The organism is Streptomyces sp. NBC_00576 (genome assembly GCF_036345175.1).
GTDB lineage: Bacteria > Actinomycetota > Actinomycetes > Streptomycetales > Streptomycetaceae > Streptomyces.
Genome location: NZ_CP107780.1, coordinates 8638258 through 8654742 on the forward strand (window position 1 = coordinate 8638258; position 16485 = coordinate 8654742).

General features: G+C 70.2%; 17 protein-coding genes. 6 read left to right on the top strand and 11 right to left on the bottom strand.

The window, feature by feature from the left end:
* The first annotated feature begins 33 nt into the window (after positions 1 to 33).
* Entirely contained in the window at positions 34 to 1050 is a 1017-nt protein-coding gene (locus OG734_RS37605) for a 1-aminocyclopropane-1-carboxylate deaminase (RefSeq protein WP_330291888.1), read from the top strand.
* Here OG734_RS37605 and OG734_RS37610 read toward each other — a convergent pair.
* Together OG734_RS37610 and OG734_RS37615 are read right to left on the bottom strand one after the other, a co-directional pair.
* Positions 1047 to 2240, bottom strand: coding sequence for a GDSL-type esterase/lipase family protein (locus OG734_RS37610; RefSeq protein WP_330291889.1), 1194 nt, complete (start codon positions 2238 to 2240; stop codon positions 1047 to 1049). The genes OG734_RS37605 and OG734_RS37610 overlap by 4 nt on opposite strands.
* A gap of 20 nt (positions 2241 to 2260) precedes the next feature.
* The gene (locus OG734_RS37615; protein ID WP_330291890.1) at positions 2261 to 2839 is read right to left on the bottom strand and encodes a TetR/AcrR family transcriptional regulator; all 579 of its coding nucleotides are present in this window, start codon (positions 2837 to 2839) and stop codon (positions 2261 to 2263) included.
* Positions 2840 to 2910: 71 nt separating this feature from the next.
* Between OG734_RS37615 and OG734_RS37620 the strand changes: the two genes are divergently transcribed.
* Entirely contained in the window at positions 2911 to 3402 is a 492-nt protein-coding gene (locus tag OG734_RS37620; protein ID WP_330291891.1) for an FBP domain-containing protein, read from the top strand.
* Between the two features lie 52 nt (positions 3403 to 3454).
* Here the strand turns inward: OG734_RS37620 and OG734_RS37625 are convergent, their stop codons facing one another.
* The 8 genes from OG734_RS37625 to OG734_RS37660 all read right to left on the bottom strand — a co-directional run bounded on the left by OG734_RS37625 (position 3455) and on the right by OG734_RS37660 (position 11274).
* Positions 3455 to 4666: a TerD family protein gene (locus OG734_RS37625; protein ID WP_330293934.1), complete on the bottom strand. Its 1212-nt coding sequence runs from the start codon at positions 4664 to 4666 to the stop codon at positions 3455 to 3457.
* Positions 4667 to 4730: 64 nt separating this feature from the next.
* A complete protein-coding gene (locus tag OG734_RS37630) occupies positions 4731 to 4952 on the bottom strand; it encodes a hypothetical protein (protein WP_330291892.1) in 222 nt (73 codons plus the stop codon).
* 164 nt (positions 4953 to 5116) lie between these two features.
* Positions 5117 to 6106 (bottom strand): zinc-dependent alcohol dehydrogenase family protein, encoded by a 990-nt coding sequence (locus OG734_RS37635; RefSeq protein WP_330291893.1) that lies wholly within the window; start codon positions 6104 to 6106, stop codon positions 5117 to 5119.
* Positions 6103 to 6972 (bottom strand): carbohydrate ABC transporter permease, encoded by an 870-nt coding sequence (locus OG734_RS37640; protein ID WP_330291894.1) that lies wholly within the window; start codon positions 6970 to 6972, stop codon positions 6103 to 6105. The genes OG734_RS37635 and OG734_RS37640 overlap by 4 nt, the downstream gene beginning before the upstream one ends.
* Positions 6969 to 7910, bottom strand: coding sequence for a carbohydrate ABC transporter permease (locus OG734_RS37645; protein ID WP_330291895.1), 942 nt, complete (start codon positions 7908 to 7910; stop codon positions 6969 to 6971). The genes OG734_RS37640 and OG734_RS37645 overlap by 4 nt, the downstream gene beginning before the upstream one ends.
* Positions 7907 to 9277: an ABC transporter substrate-binding protein gene (locus OG734_RS37650; protein ID WP_330291896.1), complete on the bottom strand. Its 1371-nt coding sequence runs from the start codon at positions 9275 to 9277 to the stop codon at positions 7907 to 7909. Before OG734_RS37650 ends, OG734_RS37645 begins: the two co-directional genes overlap by 4 nt.
* A gap of 105 nt (positions 9278 to 9382) precedes the next feature.
* Positions 9383 to 10150, bottom strand: coding sequence for a DeoR/GlpR family DNA-binding transcription regulator (locus OG734_RS37655; protein ID WP_330291897.1), 768 nt, complete (start codon positions 10148 to 10150; stop codon positions 9383 to 9385).
* A gap of 314 nt (positions 10151 to 10464) precedes the next feature.
* Positions 10465 to 11274: an NAD-dependent epimerase/dehydratase family protein gene (locus tag OG734_RS37660; protein WP_330291898.1), complete on the bottom strand. Its 810-nt coding sequence runs from the start codon at positions 11272 to 11274 to the stop codon at positions 10465 to 10467.
* A gap of 267 nt (positions 11275 to 11541) precedes the next feature.
* On the opposite strand from OG734_RS37660, the gene OG734_RS37665 reads away from it, so the two are divergent.
* Complete coding sequence (locus OG734_RS37665) at positions 11542 to 12546, top strand: 5-dehydro-4-deoxyglucarate dehydratase (RefSeq protein WP_330291899.1); 1005 nt, start codon at positions 11542 to 11544, stop codon at positions 12544 to 12546.
* Positions 12543 to 13706, top strand: coding sequence for a hypothetical protein (locus OG734_RS37670; protein WP_330291900.1), 1164 nt, complete (start codon positions 12543 to 12545; stop codon positions 13704 to 13706). The genes OG734_RS37665 and OG734_RS37670 overlap by 4 nt, the downstream gene beginning before the upstream one ends.
* Here OG734_RS37670 and OG734_RS37675 read toward each other — a convergent pair.
* Positions 13643 to 14878, bottom strand: coding sequence for an MFS transporter (locus OG734_RS37675; protein ID WP_330291901.1), 1236 nt, complete (start codon positions 14876 to 14878; stop codon positions 13643 to 13645). The two genes, OG734_RS37670 and OG734_RS37675, sit on opposite strands and share 64 nt — an antisense overlap.
* 142 nt (positions 14879 to 15020) lie before the next feature.
* On the opposite strand from OG734_RS37675, the gene OG734_RS37680 reads away from it, so the two are divergent.
* Together OG734_RS37680 and OG734_RS37685 are read left to right on the top strand one after the other, a co-directional pair.
* Positions 15021 to 15611: a TIGR03086 family metal-binding protein gene (locus tag OG734_RS37680; RefSeq protein ID WP_330291902.1), complete on the top strand. Its 591-nt coding sequence runs from the start codon at positions 15021 to 15023 to the stop codon at positions 15609 to 15611.
* A gap of 80 nt (positions 15612 to 15691) precedes the next feature.
* Positions 15692 to 16444 carry an MBL fold metallo-hydrolase gene (locus tag OG734_RS37685; RefSeq protein WP_330291903.1) on the top strand — a complete coding sequence of 251 codons (753 nt, stop codon included), beginning with the start codon at positions 15692 to 15694 and terminating at the stop codon, positions 16442 to 16444.
* Positions 16445 to 16485: the final 41 nt, after the last annotated feature.

Here is a 16485-nt window from a genome sequence, read left to right on the forward strand (position 1 = left end):
GATCGCACAGCGACTGATCACGGGAGACACCCCATGTCCCTTGCCTCGTACGAGCGTTACCCCCTTCTCTTCGGGCCCTCGCCCGTGCACCCGCTGGAGCGGCTCACCGCGCATCTCGGCGGTGCCGCCCTCTGGGCCAAGCGCGAGGACTGCAACTCCGGTGTCGCGTACGGCGGGAACAAGACGCGCAAGCTGGAGTACCTGGTCGCCGACGCGCTCGCCCAGGGCTGCGACACGCTCGTCTCGATCGGCGGTGTGCAGTCCAACCACACCCGTCAGGTTGCCGCCTGTGCCGCCCGCGCCGGCCTCAAGTGCGTGCTCGTTCAGGAGAGTTGGGTGGAGTGGCCCGACTCCGTCTACGACAAGGTCGGCAACATCCTGATCAGTCGGCTCGCCGGGGCCGATGTGCGGTTGGTGCGCGCCGGGTTCGGTATCGGGTTCAAGGAGAGCTGGGAGCTGGCGCTGCGCGAGGTGGAGGAAGGGGGCGGCAAGCCGTACGCGATTCCGGCGGGCGCCTCCGACCATCCGCTGGGCGGACTCGGGTTCGCCGGATGGGCGTACGAAGTAGCCGAGCAGGAACGGGAGTTGGGGGTCTTCTTCGACACCGTGGTGGTGTGCTCGGTGACCGGGTCGACCCAGGCCGGCATGGTCGCCGGGTTCGCGGCGCTGGAGGAGGCGGGCGGCCGGTCCCGGCGGGTGCTCGGCATCGACGCGTCGGCGGCGCCCGCCCGGACGAAGGAACAGATCGCGCGGATCGCCCACAACACCGGTCAACTCATTGGTGTCAAGCGCGAGTTGACGCAGGCGGACGTCGAGCTGGACGAGCGCTATCACGCGGGTACGTACGGGATTCCCGATGACACGACCCTGGACGCGATGCGGCTCGCCGCCCGTACGGAGGGGATGGTCACCGATCCCGTGTATGAGGGGAAGTCGATGGCCGGGATGGTCGATCTCGTGGCGCGGGGGGAGATCGGGCGGGACTCCACTGTGCTGTACGCGCACTTGGGCGGGCAGCCCGCGCTGAACGCGTACAGCGCGTTGTTCTAGTCGAAGAGTGGTTCCGCTGCGGTGAAGGCGAGTTCGGCGAAGCGCTCGCCGATGCGGCGATGGGTGGCCGCGTCCGGGTGGAGCTGGTCGGGCAGGGGGAGTTCGGCGAAGTCGGACTCGCCGTACAGGGCGCGGCCGTCGAGGTAGTGGATGTTCGGGTCGTCCACCGACCGCTGCTTCACGATGCGGGACAGCTCGTCCCGGATGACGTTGAGGGTCAGTTTGCCGACGGCGCGCTCGGCGGGGTCGCCCATGGGCTGGAAGCGCAGTTGACCGGCGCTCATCGTGGTGAGATCCAGGGCGGTGGGGCCCGGAGTGTCCTCGTGCATGGGGCAGTAGATGGGTGAGACCAGCAGAAGCGGTGTGGTCGGGTGGCCTTCGCGGATCGTGTCGAGGAAGCCGTGGACCGCGGGGCCGAACGCACGCAGGCGCATCAGGTCGGTGTTGACCAGGTTGATACCGATCTTGACGCTGAGCAGGTCGGCGGGGGTGTCGCGTATCGCCCGGGCGGTGAAGGGGTCGAGCAGCGCGCTGCCGGCCAGGCCCAGGTTGATCAGTTCCACGCCGCCGAGGGACGCGGCGAGGGCGGGCCAGATGGCGGTGGGGCTCGCCGCGTCGGAACCGTGGCTGATCGAACTGCCGTGGTGCAGCCAGACCCTGCGGTCCCGGTCGCGGTTCGGTACAGGTTCCACGGGGGCGTCGGTGCGCAGGGCGACGAGCTCGGTGGTCTCGTTGTGGGGCAGCCAGATCTCGATGTTCTTCATGCGGTCCGACAGGCCCGTGAAACGGAGGGTGCCGACCGGGCCCGGACGGCTCTCGGCGGTCCCGGCGGCCATGTCGACGGTGACGGTGTTACCGCCCCGCACGCTGCCCTGACCGGCCTGGCGGCCGTCGACGAGCAGGTCGTACACGCCGTCGGGGCGGGGTGGGGCGCCCACGTAGACCCGCTTGGTGGGCAGCGAGTCCAGTTCGACGGAGGTCGCCCGGGTGCGGAAGACCAGCCGTACGCCGGAGGGCTGAGCCTCCGCCGTGGCGAGTTGGGGGTCCGTGTTCTGGGCGCGGGCTCGGGCGGGCAACCGGTGGGGGAGTACGCCGTGGGGGGTGTGTTCCAGGTCGAGGGCGCCACGTATGAGGTCCGCGGTGATGGGCGTGGTGATGGGTGTGGTGATCCAGTCGTGCGCGGTGTGCATGTCTGTCCTCAGCCTGTCGGTCAAGGGGCGGAAGGGGCGGGCCAGTTGCGCAGCAGTGCGTCGAGGGCGTCCAGGGTTCGGGTCCAGGTTTCGTCCGAGTCGGGGGCGCTGTGGCTGAAGCCGCCTGCCATCTCCAGGCTGACGTAACCGTGGAAGACGCTGCCCAGAAGGCGGACCGCGTGGGTCTGGTCGGGCTCCGCCAGGTCGTAGCCGCGCAGGATCGCCCGCGTCATCTGGGCGTGCCGGACGCCCGCACTGGCGGCCGCCGTCTCGGGGTCGAGCCTCATCCGGGCGGCGGCGGCGCGGCCCGGATGCTCCCGGGCGTAGTCGCGGTAGACGTTCGCGAAGGCGGTCAGGGCATCTTTGCCTGCCCGTCCGGCCACGGCGTCGGCGGCCCGGTCGGCGAGTTCTTCCAGGGCGAGCAGAGCGATCCTGGTCCTGAGGTCCTGGGTGTTCTTGACGTGCGAGTACAGACTCGCGACCTTGACGTCGAACCGCCGGGCCAGCTCCGAGGCGGTCACCTGGTCGAAGCCGACCTCGTCGGCGAGTTCCGCTCCGGCTCTGGTCAGGCGGTCCGCGGTCAGCCCTGCGCGTGCCATGGACCCTCCTCCTGTTTGGCTAAGGAGAATATAGGTTTGCCTAAACTCTTTAGGCAAATTACCCTGCCGTTATGGAGCCGCTGACCGAGCAAGAGATCCGTGCCGCGTTCGTGAACTGTACGAAGGGTGAGGCGCAGCGCCTGTCCGTGCCGCGCGACCTGCCCGACCGGCCCTGGGACGACCTGGACTTCCTCGGCTGGCGAGATCCACAGGCCCCCGGCCGCGCCTACCTCGTCGCGGAGACGGACGGCCGTCCGACCGCCCTCGCCCTGCGCAGCTCCGCGACCGCCTTCGGGCAGACGCGGCGCAGTATGTGCTCGATGTGCCTGACCTCGCACACCGGAGGCGTCTCCCTGATGGTCGCGCCCAGGGCGGGGAAGGCCGGGAAGCAGGGGAACTCGGTGGGTGCGTACATATGCGCCGACCTCTGCTGCTCCCTGTATGTGCGGGGCAGGAAGGACGCGGGCGCAGGGGCGCGGCTCCACGAGACGATCACTCTGGAGGAGAAGATCCGGCGGACCGTGGGGAACGTCGCCGCGTTCATCGCCAAGGTGACGGCTTGACGGTCTGTCCCACGGTCCGCTTCTGTGCGTGAGTGTGCGTAGTCGTGCGTGGTTACAGTGACTGGGCCGCCGGCTTCACCATGCCCCTGACCGTGCGGGACTTGACGAAGTCACCGATCGCCGTCATCTCCCACTCGCCCGAGAACTGTTTGATCATCTTGGCCATCATCACGCCCGTCTGCGGTTCGGCGCTGGTCAAGTCGAAGCGGACCAGTTCCTCGCCTGTCGCCGCGTCCAGGAGACGGCAGTACGCCTTCGCCACCTCGGTGAACTTCTGACCGGAGAAGGAGTTGACCGTGAAGACCAGACCGGTGACCTCCTGGGGGAGGCGGCCCAGGTCGACCACGATGACCTCGTCGTCGCCCCCGCCCTCGCCCGTGAGGTTGTCACCGGAGTGCTTGATCGCGCCGTTGACGATGGAGAGCTTGCCGAAGTAGCAGCTGTCGATGTGGTTGCGCTGCGGGCCGTACGCGATGACCGACGCGTCCAGGTCGATGTCCTTGCCCCGGTACGCCGGTTCCCAGCCGAGGCCCATCTTGACCTGGGAGAGGAGGGGCTGGCCGCCCTTGACCAGGGAGACGGTCTGGTTCTTCTGGAGGCTTACGCGGCCCTTGTCGAGGTTGATCTTCCCGGCGCCGAGGGCCGGGGCGGGGGGAGCCGGGGGTGCGGCGGGCGCGGGCGGAGGAGAGACCGAGCCGATCGGGGCGGGCGGCGCCATCGGGGGCGCGGGGGGCTGGACCGGGGTCGGCTGCACGGCCGGTGCCGGGGCCGGTTCCTCCACGCTCACGCCGAAGTCCGTGGCGATGCCGGCCAGGCCGTTCGCGTACCCCTGGCCCACCGCGCGGGCCTTCCAGGCGCCGTTGCGGAGGTAGACCTCGACGATCACCAGGGCCGTTTCCGAGCCGAGCTGCGGGGGCGTGAACGTGGCCAGTACGGAGCTGTCGTCCGCGTTGCGGATCGTGGCCGTCGGCTCGATGCCCTGGAAGGTCTGGCCCGCGGCGTCCGGGCTCGCCGTGACGACGATCTTCTCGATGCCCGGGGGGACGGCTGTGGTGTCGACCGTGATCGAGTCGGGGGTGGTGCCGCCGCCGGAGCGGTATGTCACGCCGGGGCCGGTCGGTTGGTTGTAGAAGATGAAGTCGTCGTCGGAGCGCACCTTGCCGTCGGCGGTGAGCAGCAGGCTCGATACGTCGAGCCGCACCGGGGCAGCGACGTCCACCGTCACTCGGGCGACGGGAAGAGGGATGTTCGAGCCGGGGGTCATAGCTGTCATGACCGATGAACGACCGGCCCCGCTTTACCGTTCCCTTACCCGACGGCCAATTGGGTCAGTGCCGGTTGCGGGGGTGGTTGCGGGCCGTTCGCTCGTTGCCGCGCTTGTAGTTGCCGGTCCAGCGGGCCATGACCAGTTGGGGGTCGCCGGATTCCACTTCCGCCAGGAACTCGGTGGCTCTCGGGCCGCGGAGGGTGGTGGCGGGGTGGGTGCCGTGTGTGATCTTGACTGTGCCGTCGGGGTGGTGGGTGTAGGCGAAGCCGTTGGGGCGGGGCATGGGGGGATGGTAGGTGGGTGGGGTGGGTTCCGCCCAAGGGTTTTCGCCCCCGGAGAGGTGCCGACTGGGCTGCAAATGCGGTGGGGGCGGGTGGGAGACACGACCTGGGCTGCACCGGCATTGCCCTCGAACGCCGGACCACGTTGCTCCTGTCCGCCGCAGGCCTACGGCACCACCACGATCTTTCGGCCCACGCCTGAGGCGAACTGGTCCAGGGCCTGCGGGTACTGGTCCAGGGGCAGGCGGTCGCTGATGAACACCTCCGGGTCCAGGACACCCGCCGCGAACAGCTCCGCCGCCCGTTCGAAGCTGTGCAGGACCGCCATCGATCCGGTGATGGTGATCTCCTGGTTGTAGATGCGGTACGGGTCGATCGTGACCCGGGTCGCGTAGTCCGCGACGCCGAACTGGAGGAACGTGCCCGCCTTCGCGACCCGGTCCAGGCCGTCCTGGATCGCCGCCGCGTTGCCCGTCGCGTCCACCACCACGTCCCAGCCCTGGGGACGCTCCAGCTCGTCCGCGTTCGTCGCCGACCCCGTCACCCCGAGCAACTGAGCCGTCGACAGGCGCTGGGCGTTGATGTCCACCACGTCGACACTCGCCGCGCCCGTTCGCTTGGCCAGCTCCAGCATCATCAGGCCCATCGTTCCCGAGCCGTAGATCAGGACGTGGGCGCCGAGTCGGGTCCGGAGTACGTCGTAGCCCCGTACCGCGCACGACAGGGGCTCCACCAGCGCCGCGTCCTGGGTGCGGATGTGGTCGGGCAGACGTACGCAGTTGGCGACCGGGGCGACTGCGTACTGTGCCGCGCCGCCCGCCGTGGTCACGCCGATCGCCGCCCAGCGTTCGCACATGTTGTTGTGGCCGACGCGGCAGTACCGGCACTCGTGGCAGTAGAGGGAGGGGTCCACGGCCACGCGGTCGCCGATCGACAGTTCCGTGACCGCCGTACCGACGCCGACCACCTCGCCCGCGAACTCGTGCCCCGGCACGATCGGCAGGGTGGGGGCGAACTCGCCCTGGAGGATGTGCAGATCGGTGCCGCACAGGCCGCAGGCCGCGACCTCGACGACGACGTCGCGGGGGCCTGGTGTCGGGTCCGGGACCTCCATGACGACGGCGCGGCCCACGGACTCGATGACGGCGGCCTTCATTTCACGGCTCCCAACGAAAGGCCCTGGACCAGCTTGTCCTGGGCGGCGAAACCTGCGGCGAGCACCGGCAGGGAGATGACGAGCGACGCGGCGCACACCTTCGCCAGGAACAGGCCCTGGCTGGTGATGAAGCCGGTCAGGAAGACGGGGGCCGTTTCCGCGACCACACCCGTCAGCACCCGCGCGAACAGCAGTTCGTTCCAGCTGAAGATGAAGCAGATGAGGGACGTTGCCGCGATGCCGGGGAGGGCTATCGGGGCCACCACCCGGGTCAGGACCGTGGGGAGGCGTGCTCCGTCCACCCTGGCCGCCTCGATGATCGCCACCGGGACCTCGGAGAGGAAGGACTGCATCATCCACACCGCGATCGGCAGGTTCATGGAGGTGTAGAGAATGACCAGCAGCCAGATGTTGTCCAGCATGTCCGTGTTCTTGGCGAAGAGGTAGATCGGCAGCAGGCCCGCCACCACCGGCAGCATCTTCGTCGACAGGAAGAAGAACAGGACGTCCGTCCACTTCTTCACCGGGCGGATGGAGAGGGCGTACGCCGCCGGCAGCGCCAGGAGCAGGACGCACAGCGTCGACACCACCGACGCCACCGTCGAGTTGATCAGGGACGGCCATGGGCTCGCGCCGCCTCCCGTGCCGAAGAACTCGCGGTAGCCGTCGAGGGTCAGCGCGGCGCCGAAGGACGGGGGGTTGGTCGCCGCGTCCTCCTCCGAGTGGAAGGACGTCAGGGCCATCCACGCGATCGGGAGGAAGAAGAGGATGCCCGCCAGCCAGGCCAGCAGGCCCAGGCTCGCTCCTCGTGCGCGGCGGGGGCGTACGGGTACTGCCGTTTCTGGCGTTTCAGCCGTGGCGCTCATGCTCGGGACGCCTCCTCGCGGAACAGGGACGAGACCACGCGCAGGGCGAAGGTCGCGATGATGATCGAGCCGATGACCACCAGGACGCCGGCCGCGGAGGCCAGGCCGTTCTCATGGGCCTGGTAGAAGCTCTGGTAGACGGTGTAGGGGAGGTTCGCCGTGCCCAGGCCGCCCGAGGTGATGGTGAACACCGCGTCGAAGTTCTGGACGATGTAGATCGAGCCCAGCAGGGCGCCGAGTTCGAGATAGCGGCGCAGGTGGGGGAGGGTCAGATGGCGGAAGATCTGCCAGTCGTTCGCGCCGTCCACCTTCGCCGCCTCGATCTGCTGCTGGTCGCGACTCTGCAGTCCGGCCAGCAGGATCAGCATCATGAACGGCGTCCACTGCCAGACCAGTGAGGCCTCCACCGCGAGCAGCGGGGTGTTCGAGATCCAGTCCGGCTGAGGGCCTCCCACGTAGTGCAACAGGCCGTTGAGCAGGCCGTATTCGGGGTTGTAGAGCACGTGCTTCCAGAGCAGGGCCGCCGCCACCGGGACCACCAGGAAGGGGGCGATGAGGAGCGTGCGGACGAGGCCCCTGCCGCGGAACCTGCGGTCCAGGAGAAGGGCGAGACCCAGGCCCAGGATCAGGCTGGCGAGGACCACCGCCGCGGTGAGCAGGACCGTCGTCCACACCGAGTGGCGCAGGTCCGCGTCGGTCAGGACCTCCGTGTAGTTGGCGAAGCCCGTGAAACGGCGGGCGTTGGGGTAGAGCGCGTTCCAGTCGAAGAACGAGATCACCAGGGTGGCCACGAACGGGAGTTGGGTCACGGCGATCATGAAGATCAGGGCGGGGAGCAGCGGGGCCCGGGTGGCCCAGGCGCGCATTCGGTTCGAGGGGCGCTTCTCGGCGCGTACGGATGGTGCGGCGGCTGTCGGGGCTGTCGTGGTCGCGGTCATCGTCCCTCGTACTCCTCGGAGATCTCCTCTGCCAGCTTCTGGGACTTCCTCAGGGCCGACTCGACGGACTGGCGTCCTGCGATGGCCGCGCTGATCTCCTGCGAGACCTTGGTGCCGAGATCGGTGAACTCGGGGATGCCGACGAACTGGATGCCGGGCGCGGGGCGCGGCTGTACTCCGGGGTCGTTCGGGCGGGCTCCCTCGATGGCCTCCTTCGTCATCTCCTGGAAGGCGGCGGCCTCTTGGCGGTAGGCAGCGTTCTCGTACGTCGACGCGCGCTTGCCCGCCGGGACGTTGGACCAGCCGATCTCGTCGCCGACCAACTCCTCGTACTGCTTGCTGGACGCCCAGGACACGAACTTCCAGGCGTCGTCGGGGTTGCGGGAGGCCTTCTGGATGCCCCAGGCCCAGGTGTAGAGCCAGCCGGAGGACTCCGTCTTCTCGACGGGGGCCGGTACGTAGCCGATCTTTCCCTTGACCGGGGAGTTCGCCGACTCCAGGGAGCCGGCCGCGGACGTGGCGTCGTACCACATCGCGACCTTGCCCTGGGTCATGTTGTTGAGGCACTCGGCGAAGCCGGACTGGGGGGCGCCGGACTCACCGTGGTCGCGGACCAGGTCGACGTAGAAGTTCACCGCCCGCTGCCACTCGGGGGAGTCGAGCCTCGCCTTCCAGTTCCTGTCGAACCAGGTGCCGCCGAAAGTGTTCACGACCGTCGTCAGCGGGGCCATGACCTCGCCCCAGCCCGGCAGTCCGCGCAGACAGATGCCCTTCATACCCGACTCGGCGCCGTCGGCCTTCGCCGCCAGGTCGGCGACCTGGGTCCAGGTGGGGTGCGGGGGCATGGTGAGGCCCTTCGCGTCGAACACGTCCTTGCGGTACATCAGGAAGGACGACTCGCCGTAGAAGGGCTGGCCGTACAGCTTCCCGTCATCGCCGGTGAGGGACTGGCGCATCGGCGTGAGGACGTCCTGTTCGTCGTACGCGCTGTCCTTCGCGACGTACGTGTTCATCTCGTGCAGCCAGCCGTTGCGGGCGTAGATCGGTATCTCGTAGTTGGAGAGGGTCGCCACGTCGTACTGGCCGGCCTGGTTGGCGAAGTCCTGGCTGATCTTGTCGCGGACGTCGTTCTCGGGCAGGACGGTGAAGTTGACCTTGATGCCGGTCTCTTTGGTGAAGTGGGCCGCGGTGAGCTTCTGCAGCTCCACCATCTGCGGGTTGTTCACCATCAGGACGTTGACGGCGTCGCCGCCGGAACCGGACCCGCCCGCTCCGGCCCAGCAGCCGGAGAGCAGTGGGGTGAGCAGCGTCCCTGCGGCGGCCAGGGCGAGCGTGGCTCGCGGCCTCCGTCGGCTCGGGGTTCGCATGGATCGCTCCAGGATGTATGGGTGGATAACGGGCACGCTTGGGGGTGGGGTGCCCATAAGGGGCGAGGGTGAGGGTGAGGGTGTGTGGTGGGTGAGGTGGGGGGTTCAGGCTCGGATGACCTGTGGGCCCTGCAGTGAATAGCGGTGCGCTTCCGCCGTGGGCAGCAGGGTGCTCGTGACGATCGTGTCCAGGTCGCCGATGCCGGAGAACCGGCAGAAGCTGACCGCTCCGAACTTGGTGTGCACGCCCGCGAACACCGCGCGTCGCGATGCCCGGATCGCCTGTGCCTTGACCTCGCTGACCGCCGGGTCGGGCGTGGTCAGACCGTGTTCGCGGGAGATGCCGTTGGCGCCGATGTAGGCCAGGTCGATGACGAAGCCGGCCAGCATCTTCGTCGTCCAGTGGTCGACCGTCGCGAGGGTGCCGGGGCGGACCCGGCCGCCGAGGAGCAGGACCGAGGTGTTCTCGGCCTCCGCGAGCGCGCCCGCGACGGGCAGGGACGCGGTGACCACGGTCAGTGGCCGGTCCCGGGGCAGTGCCTCGGCGATGAGCTGTGGGGTGAACCCTTCGTCGACGAAGACCGTTTCGGCGTCCCCGAGCAGCTCGGCCGCCGCGGCGGCGATCCGGCGCTTCTCGGGCACGTGACTGGTGGCGCGGAAGGCGAGGGTCGTCTCGAAGCCGGCGCTCTCCACGGGGTAGGCGCCGCCGTGGGTACGGCGGACCAGGCCGTGGTCCTCCAGGGCGCGCAGATCGCGCCGTACGGTCTCCTTGGCCACGCCCAGATCTGCGGCGAGCGTGGTCACGTCGACCGAACCGGTGGCACGGGCGGCGCGCACGATGTGCCGCTGGCGGTCCTCCGCGGTTCCGGTCATGGGGTTACCCGCTTTCTTGCGCCGTCTGCCCGTTCGGGCCCTCGGGGGAAGTTGTACAGCGGGTGGGGCGCGGTGACGAGGTCTGTTGCGGGGGCGATGGTGACCGCGTGTGCCCGTTCGGGCGGGGTGGGCCTACTGGCCCGGTCGGTGCGGTCGTGTCGCGGTTGCCGGTTCGTTGTGGCTGGTCGCGCAGTTCCCCGCGCCTCTGCTGGTGCGCTGTCGCGGCACCATCAGAGGCGGCCGTTCCTGCCCGAATACGACGGCGGGCGGGCCCGTTCGGTGCCCGCCCGCCGTCCTGGAGCTCTCGCGCGGTGTCAGTACGGCCAGATCGGCGGGTCGCTCACGAAGTGGCCGCCGAGGTTGGCGTGGCCCACGTTCTCCGGGTCGAGGTCGCCCTGTTCGGCGATCAGTTTCTCGGCGTACGGCTCGGAGTCGTCCCGCGGTTCGTAGCCGAGCGCCCGCGCGGTGCTCAGGTCCCACCACAGGCGCGTGTTGGCGGACGAGCCGTATACGACGGTGTGGCCGACGTCCTCGGCGGTCAGGGACGCGTGGAGGAGACGGGCGCCGTCGGCCGGGCTCATCCACAGGGACAGCATGCGCACGCTGGTCGGCTCGGGGAAGCAGGAGCCGATGCGGACCGAGACGGTCTCCAGGCCGTGCTTGTCCCAGTAGAGCTGGGCCAGGTCCTCGCCGAAGGACTTGGAGAGGCCGTAGAAGGTGTCCGGGCGGTGCGGGGTGTCGACCGGGATCAGGGGATCGTCGCCCTGGGGGCGGGGGGTGAAGCCCACCGCGTGGTTCGAGGAGGCGAAGACGATGCGTCCGACGCCCTCCTCGCGTGCGGCCTCGTACAGGTTGTACGTGCCCTCGATGTTCGCCTTCAGGATCTTGTCGAAAGTCGATTCCAGCGAGATGCCCGCGAGGTGGATGATCGCGTCGACGCCTCGCACGGCCTCGCGCAGGGCAGCCCTGTCGGTGAGGTCCGCGGTGATCGCGTCCGGTTCGCCCTCGATGGGGAGCAGGTCGAGCAGGCGCAGTTCGTAGCCGTAGGACGGGAGCAGGTCCCGCATCAGGGTGCCGAGTCCGCCGGCTGCGCCGGTGAGCAGAACGGTGCGGGGAGCGGGCATCCTCGGGTCTCCTTGGGGCTCCTGGCGGGGTCTCCTGGATGTGACGGCCTTACGAGACGGCCGTATGCGTGTACAGGATTCACATCCGTGGACACGCTATGGAGGGGCGGCCTGTGCCGTCAAGTGTGACGTAGACCTGCGGATTCTGTCGCCTGGTTGGCCGTCGGTCGGCTTGACCCGCCCCGCGGTGGGCCCTTAGCGTGAAAGTGTTCAGAAATGTAGACGTGAATCAGAAGCGTGCACGACTGCATGCCCCAGGGAGAGCCCGTGACGCCAGCCCCTCTCGCCGCCCGACTCACCGTCCCGAGCGGTCCGCTGTTCTTCCCCGTCACCGCGTACGGCGACGACGGCTCGCTCGACCTCGACGTCTATCGCACGCATGTGCGCCGAGGTGTGGAGGCGGGGGCCGCGGCCGTCTTCGCGTGCTGCGGCACCGGGGAGTTCCACGCGCTGACGCCCGAGGAGTTCCAGGACTGCGTACGGGCGGCGGTGGAGGAGACGGCCGGGCGCGTGCCCGTGGTCGCGGGCGCCGGATACGGCACCGCACTCGCCGCACGCTACGCGCGTCTCGCCGAGGAGGCCGGGGCCGACGGGCTGCTCGCCATGCCGCCGTATCTGGTGGTGGCCGGCCAGGAGGGACTGCTGCGGCACTACCGGGAACTGGCCGCGGCCACGGCCCTGCCGGTCATCGTCTACCAGCGCGACAACGCCGTGTTCACCCCCGAGACCGTCGTGGGTCTGGCGCGCACCGAGGGGATCATCGGGCTCAAGGACGGGCTCGGCGACCTGGACCTGATGCAGCGGATCGTCAGTGCCGTACGCGTCGAGGTGCCCGGCGACTTCCTGTACTTCAACGGGCTGCCGACCGCCGAACTCACCGGGCTCGCCTACAAGGGCATCGGCGTCACCCTCTACTCCTCGGCGGTCTTCTGCTTCGCGCCCGAGATCGCGCTCGCCTTCCACCGGGCGCTCAACTCCGATGACGACGAGACCGTGAACCGGCTCGTGGACGGCTTCTACCGGCCGTTCGTCGAGCTGCGGGCGCAGGGGCGCGGGTACGCCGTCTCGCTCGTGAAGGCCGGGGTACGGCAGACCGGGCTCGATGTCGGGGAGGTCCGGCCGCCGCTGCACGAGCCGACCGAGGATCATATGAAGCAGCTCGCGCGGCTCGTGGAGCGTGGCTACGCGCTGCTCAGGGCCGAGTCCGGGGCGGCGGGCACGGGGGCAGAAGCTGATTCCAGGTCCGAGTCCGAGTTCGAGGAGAGCGTGTGAAGGCGTCCGCATTCGTCTATCCCTGGGACGTCAACGGCGACCCCGACGCCGCCCGGCGGATCGCCGCGCTCGGCGTGGAACAGGTGACCCTCGCCTCCGCGTACCACTCCACGCGCGCGTTGACCCCGCGTCACCCGCGCCACCGCATCGTCACCGCCGAGCACGCGGCCGTGCTGTACCCCACGGACGAGCGCTGGGGGGGCCGCGAACTGCGGCCGTACGCCGCCGGGGCCTGGGCCCCCGGTGACGCGTACGGCGAGGCCTCCGCCGCTCTCGCCGACGCGGGTCTCGACGTACACACGTGGGTCGTCCTCGCCCACAACTCCCGCCTGGGCGCCGACCGTCCGGACACCTCCGTGGTCAACGCCTACGGGGACCGCTACCCCTGGGCGCCCTGCATCGCACAGCCCGCCACGCGCGCGTACCTCGTCGAGCTCGCCGCCGAGGCCGCCGTCCGGCCCGGCGCGCGCGGTACGGAACTGGAGTCCCTCGGCTGGTACGGACTCACGCATCTGCACGCCCACGACAAGACCGGCGCCATCGGGCTCGGCGACGCCGGCCAGTATCTGATGGCGCTCTGCTTCTGCCCGTCCTGCCGGGCGGGGTACGGCGGCCAGGGCCTGGACCCCGACGAGCTGGCGGTGGCCGTACGCGCCGCGCTGGAGCCGCTCTGGCGGGGCGAGCCGGATCACGGGGGATGGGCCGGGGTCGAGAAGGCCCTCGGTGACGAGCAAGCGGCCCGCACGCGCGCGTGGCGAGAGGAGACGGCCCGCACGCTCCAGGAGGAGGCCGTCGCGGCGGTCCGGGCGGCGGCTCCGGCCGGCTTCCAGGTACTGCTGCACGCCGACCCCGTCTCGTACCACGTCGGTGCCAACCCGGGTGTGGACCCCGCGCACATCCTGTCCGTCGCGGACGGTGTGGTGGTGCCCTGCACGGGCGGGGCGGGCCTGCTGACGCCGTTCGCGGACGTGGAGCGGGAGGGCGGTGTCCTCGCCGCCAACTTCGTCGTGGTCTCCGGAATGGGCGGCAGCCCGGGCACACTCGCGGCGGACGCGGAGCGCGCGGCCGGCCTCGGGGCCACCGAACTGCGGCTCTATCACGCCGGGTTGGCATCCGACGCCGACCTGGACGCGGTACGGGACGCGCTCGCCCGGCGCTGAAACAGGCGGACCGAGGTCAGCAGCAGAGCAAGGGCACAACCGACGAGAAGCACCCGGTGCCCGACGAGTTCGACGAGCACCGCGCCCACGGCCAGCCCGATCGCCGTGGGCGCGAACATCAGGGTGCCGGCGGTCGCGGCGGTACGGCCGAGCAGTTCTTCCGGGGTCTCCCGCTGTACGGCGGTGAGGCCCGCGACCAGGACGCATGGCAGGCCCGCCCCGACGGCCACCGCTGAGCCGAGGACCGCGAGGTCGGCGGGGACCGCCCGCAGAGCCGTGGCGGCGCCGGTCAGGGCGATCCCGTACGCCGCGAACCCGTGCTCCCCGAGGCGGCGCAGCAATGGGCCCGAGGCCAGTCCGACCGCCACCGAGCCGACGCCCTGGAGGACGTACAGCGGACCGGCGTACGCGGGTGGGTGGCCGAGTCCCTCGATGACCGCGTAGAGGGTGGCGGCGCTCAGGCCCGACAGGAGCATCGTCGTGCCGCCCGCCAGGACGAGCGGGCGCAGCCGGTCGTGCCGCCACAGGAAGGCGGCGCCCTCGGCTGTCCGGGTGCGCCAGCCGGTCGTCGGGGGCGGCGGGGCGCTCTCGCGGACGCGCAGCCAGGCGTACAGGAGCGTGGCGAGGACGAACGTGACGGCGTCCAGGAGGGCCACGGCGGGGCCGCCGTACGCCGCGTAGACGCCCGCGCCGGCCAGCGGGGCGACCAGCTTCATGCCCTCGTTCGCCGTCATGCGCAGGCCGTTGAAGTCACCCAGGAGCGGCTTGCCGACAGCCGTGGCGACCAGTGCCGCCTCCGCCGCGTCCTGGACGACGCCCGCCGCGCCGTACACCAGCAGAACGGCGAAGATGAGCCACACCCGGCCCGCGGAGCCGACCGCGAACAGGGTCGGCAGGAGTGCCGCCAGGGTCAGGTTCGTCCAGATCAGGAGCGGTTTTCGGCGGGTGCGGTCGGCGAGTGTGCCCAGCAGCGGACCCGCCAGACTCGGCGCCCACATCGCGAACAGACAGAGCGCGGCCAGGCCGTCCGAGCCGGTGAGGTCCTTGACCCAGATCCCGGACGCCAGCCACAGCGCCGACGTACCGAAGCCGGAGACCACGACCGCGGCGAGACAGAGCCTGGCGTCGCGGTCGCGCAGCACGCGCACCAGGGACCGGTTTCGAGTCGTCATGCCTGGTCATCGTGGGGCTAAGGGGTGGGTGGGGGGATCGGGAAGGTGCCTTAGAAAGGTGGTCGGGGAGGGGCGGGCGATGAGTTTCGGGTACCGCATCGGTCTACCGCCTGTAGTGCCGACCAGCCCTGAGGAGAAACCGATGACCGACCAGACGACCCTCGACCTGGGACCGCAGGCCCGGACCGTGGCCCGGCTCGCGGAGCGGGTGAGCGACGAGCGGCTCGCGGCCGGGACACCGTGTCCGGCCTACGCCGTGCGCAATCTGTTGGGGCATGTCGCCGGGCTGGCAGTCGCCTTCCGCGACGCGGCGCGCAAGGATCTCGGCGCTACGACGGACACCAGCCCGGACTCCTTCGTGCCGGACATCGCGGCCGACTGGCGCGAGACCATGCCGAAGGCGCTCGACGAACTCGCCGACGCCTGGCGCGACCCGGCCGCCTGGACCGGTGAGACCCGCGCCGGTGGTGTGACCCTGCCGGGAGCGGTCGCCGCAGCCGTCGTCGCCGACGAACTCGTCGTCCACGGCTGGGATCTGGCCCGCGCCACCGGACAGGAGTACGAGCCCGATCCGGCCGCCGTGGAGGCGGCGTACGGCTTCCTGGCCGCCGCGGTCGAACAGAACGGCGGGGACGGCATCTTCGGCCCGGTCGTTCCCGTGCCGGACGACGCGCCACTGCTGGACCGGGTGATCGGGCTCAGCGGGCGGGACCCGAGGTGGACGTCGGTGTGATCGGAGGCGGCCGGTAGCTTCCGCCCGCGCGGCCTGCCAATCCCCGTACACCTGCCCGCGCCGCCCCGTACGCTCCCCGCATGCCCCTGAGCCTCACCGTCCTCGGCACCGCCTCTCCGCATCCGGCACCGGGACGCCCCTGCTCCGGCTATCTGGTGCGCGGCGGCGGCGGCGAGGTGTGGGTGGACGCCGGTCCCGGGACCTTCGCGGAGTTGCAGCGGCACACCGATCCCGCACGGCTCACCGCGATCTGGATCTCCCATCTGCACGCAGACCACTTTGCCGATCTGCTCGCCGCCGTCTACGGGTTCGCGTACGGCGGGCTCACCCCGCCCGCGCCGATCCCCGTCTACGCGCCCCGCGACTGCGCGCGCCGCCTCGCGGGGTTCTTCGGGCAGTCCAACCTCGGCTTCCTGAGCGGAATCCTCGACTTCAGGCCGCTGTACGACGGCCACACCGTCCGGCACTGGAACCTGCGCCTCACCTCGCGTGCCGTCTCGCACGGCATGGAGGCGTACGGGCTGCGTGCCGAGTCGCAGGGCAAGGTCTTCGCGTACTCCGGTGACACCGGACCCTGCGACGCGCTCGCCGAACTCGCCCGGGGGGCCGATCTGTTCCTGTGCGAGGCCGACATCGACCGGCATGGTGATGGCGATGGCGAACAGGTGCATCTGACGCCGGAGGACGCGGGGGCGTACGCGAAGGGGGCCGGCTCGCTGCTCATCACCCACGTCGGGCCCACGCTCACCGTCGACGCTGCCACCGACCGTGCGGCCGCTGTTTTCGGCGGACCCACCGACAGCGCGTACGAAGGCACCACGAAGATCATCTGATCGCGTCATCTCAACTTCCTTTGTCAGAAGCGTTGACGAAA

What these genes read in the sequence shown, in the direction of transcription:
- OG734_RS37605 (WP_330291888.1), top strand. Translation starts at nt 34, where the DNA reads ATGTCCCTTGCCTCGTACGAGCGTTACCCCCTTCTCTTCGGGCCCTCG.
- OG734_RS37610 (WP_330291889.1), bottom strand. Translation starts at nt 2,240, where the DNA reads ATGCACACCGCGCACGACTGGATCACCACACCCATCACCACGCCCATC.
- OG734_RS37615 (WP_330291890.1), bottom strand. Translation starts at nt 2,839, where the DNA reads ATGGCACGCGCAGGGCTGACCGCGGACCGCCTGACCAGAGCCGGAGCG.
- OG734_RS37620 (WP_330291891.1), top strand. Translation starts at nt 2,911, where the DNA reads ATGGAGCCGCTGACCGAGCAAGAGATCCGTGCCGCGTTCGTGAACTGT.
- OG734_RS37625 (WP_330293934.1), bottom strand. Translation starts at nt 4,666, where the DNA reads ATGACCCCCGGCTCGAACATCCCTCTTCCCGTCGCCCGAGTGACGGTG.
- OG734_RS37630 (WP_330291892.1), bottom strand. Translation starts at nt 4,952, where the DNA reads ATGCCCCGCCCCAACGGCTTCGCCTACACCCACCACCCCGACGGCACA.
- OG734_RS37635 (WP_330291893.1), bottom strand. Translation starts at nt 6,106, where the DNA reads ATGAAGGCCGCCGTCATCGAGTCCGTGGGCCGCGCCGTCGTCATGGAG.
- OG734_RS37640 (WP_330291894.1), bottom strand. Translation starts at nt 6,972, where the DNA reads ATGAGCGCCACGGCTGAAACGCCAGAAACGGCAGTACCCGTACGCCCC.
- OG734_RS37645 (WP_330291895.1), bottom strand. Translation starts at nt 7,910, where the DNA reads ATGACCGCGACCACGACAGCCCCGACAGCCGCCGCACCATCCGTACGC.
- OG734_RS37650 (WP_330291896.1), bottom strand. Translation starts at nt 9,277, where the DNA reads ATGCGAACCCCGAGCCGACGGAGGCCGCGAGCCACGCTCGCCCTGGCC.
- OG734_RS37655 (WP_330291897.1), bottom strand. Translation starts at nt 10,150, where the DNA reads ATGACCGGAACCGCGGAGGACCGCCAGCGGCACATCGTGCGCGCCGCC.
- OG734_RS37660 (WP_330291898.1), bottom strand. Translation starts at nt 11,274, where the DNA reads ATGCCCGCTCCCCGCACCGTTCTGCTCACCGGCGCAGCCGGCGGACTC.
- OG734_RS37675 (WP_330291901.1), bottom strand. Translation starts at nt 14,878, where the DNA reads ATGACGACTCGAAACCGGTCCCTGGTGCGCGTGCTGCGCGACCGCGAC.
- OG734_RS37680 (WP_330291902.1), top strand. Translation starts at nt 15,021, where the DNA reads ATGACCGACCAGACGACCCTCGACCTGGGACCGCAGGCCCGGACCGTG.
- OG734_RS37685 (WP_330291903.1), top strand. Translation starts at nt 15,692, where the DNA reads ATGCCCCTGAGCCTCACCGTCCTCGGCACCGCCTCTCCGCATCCGGCA.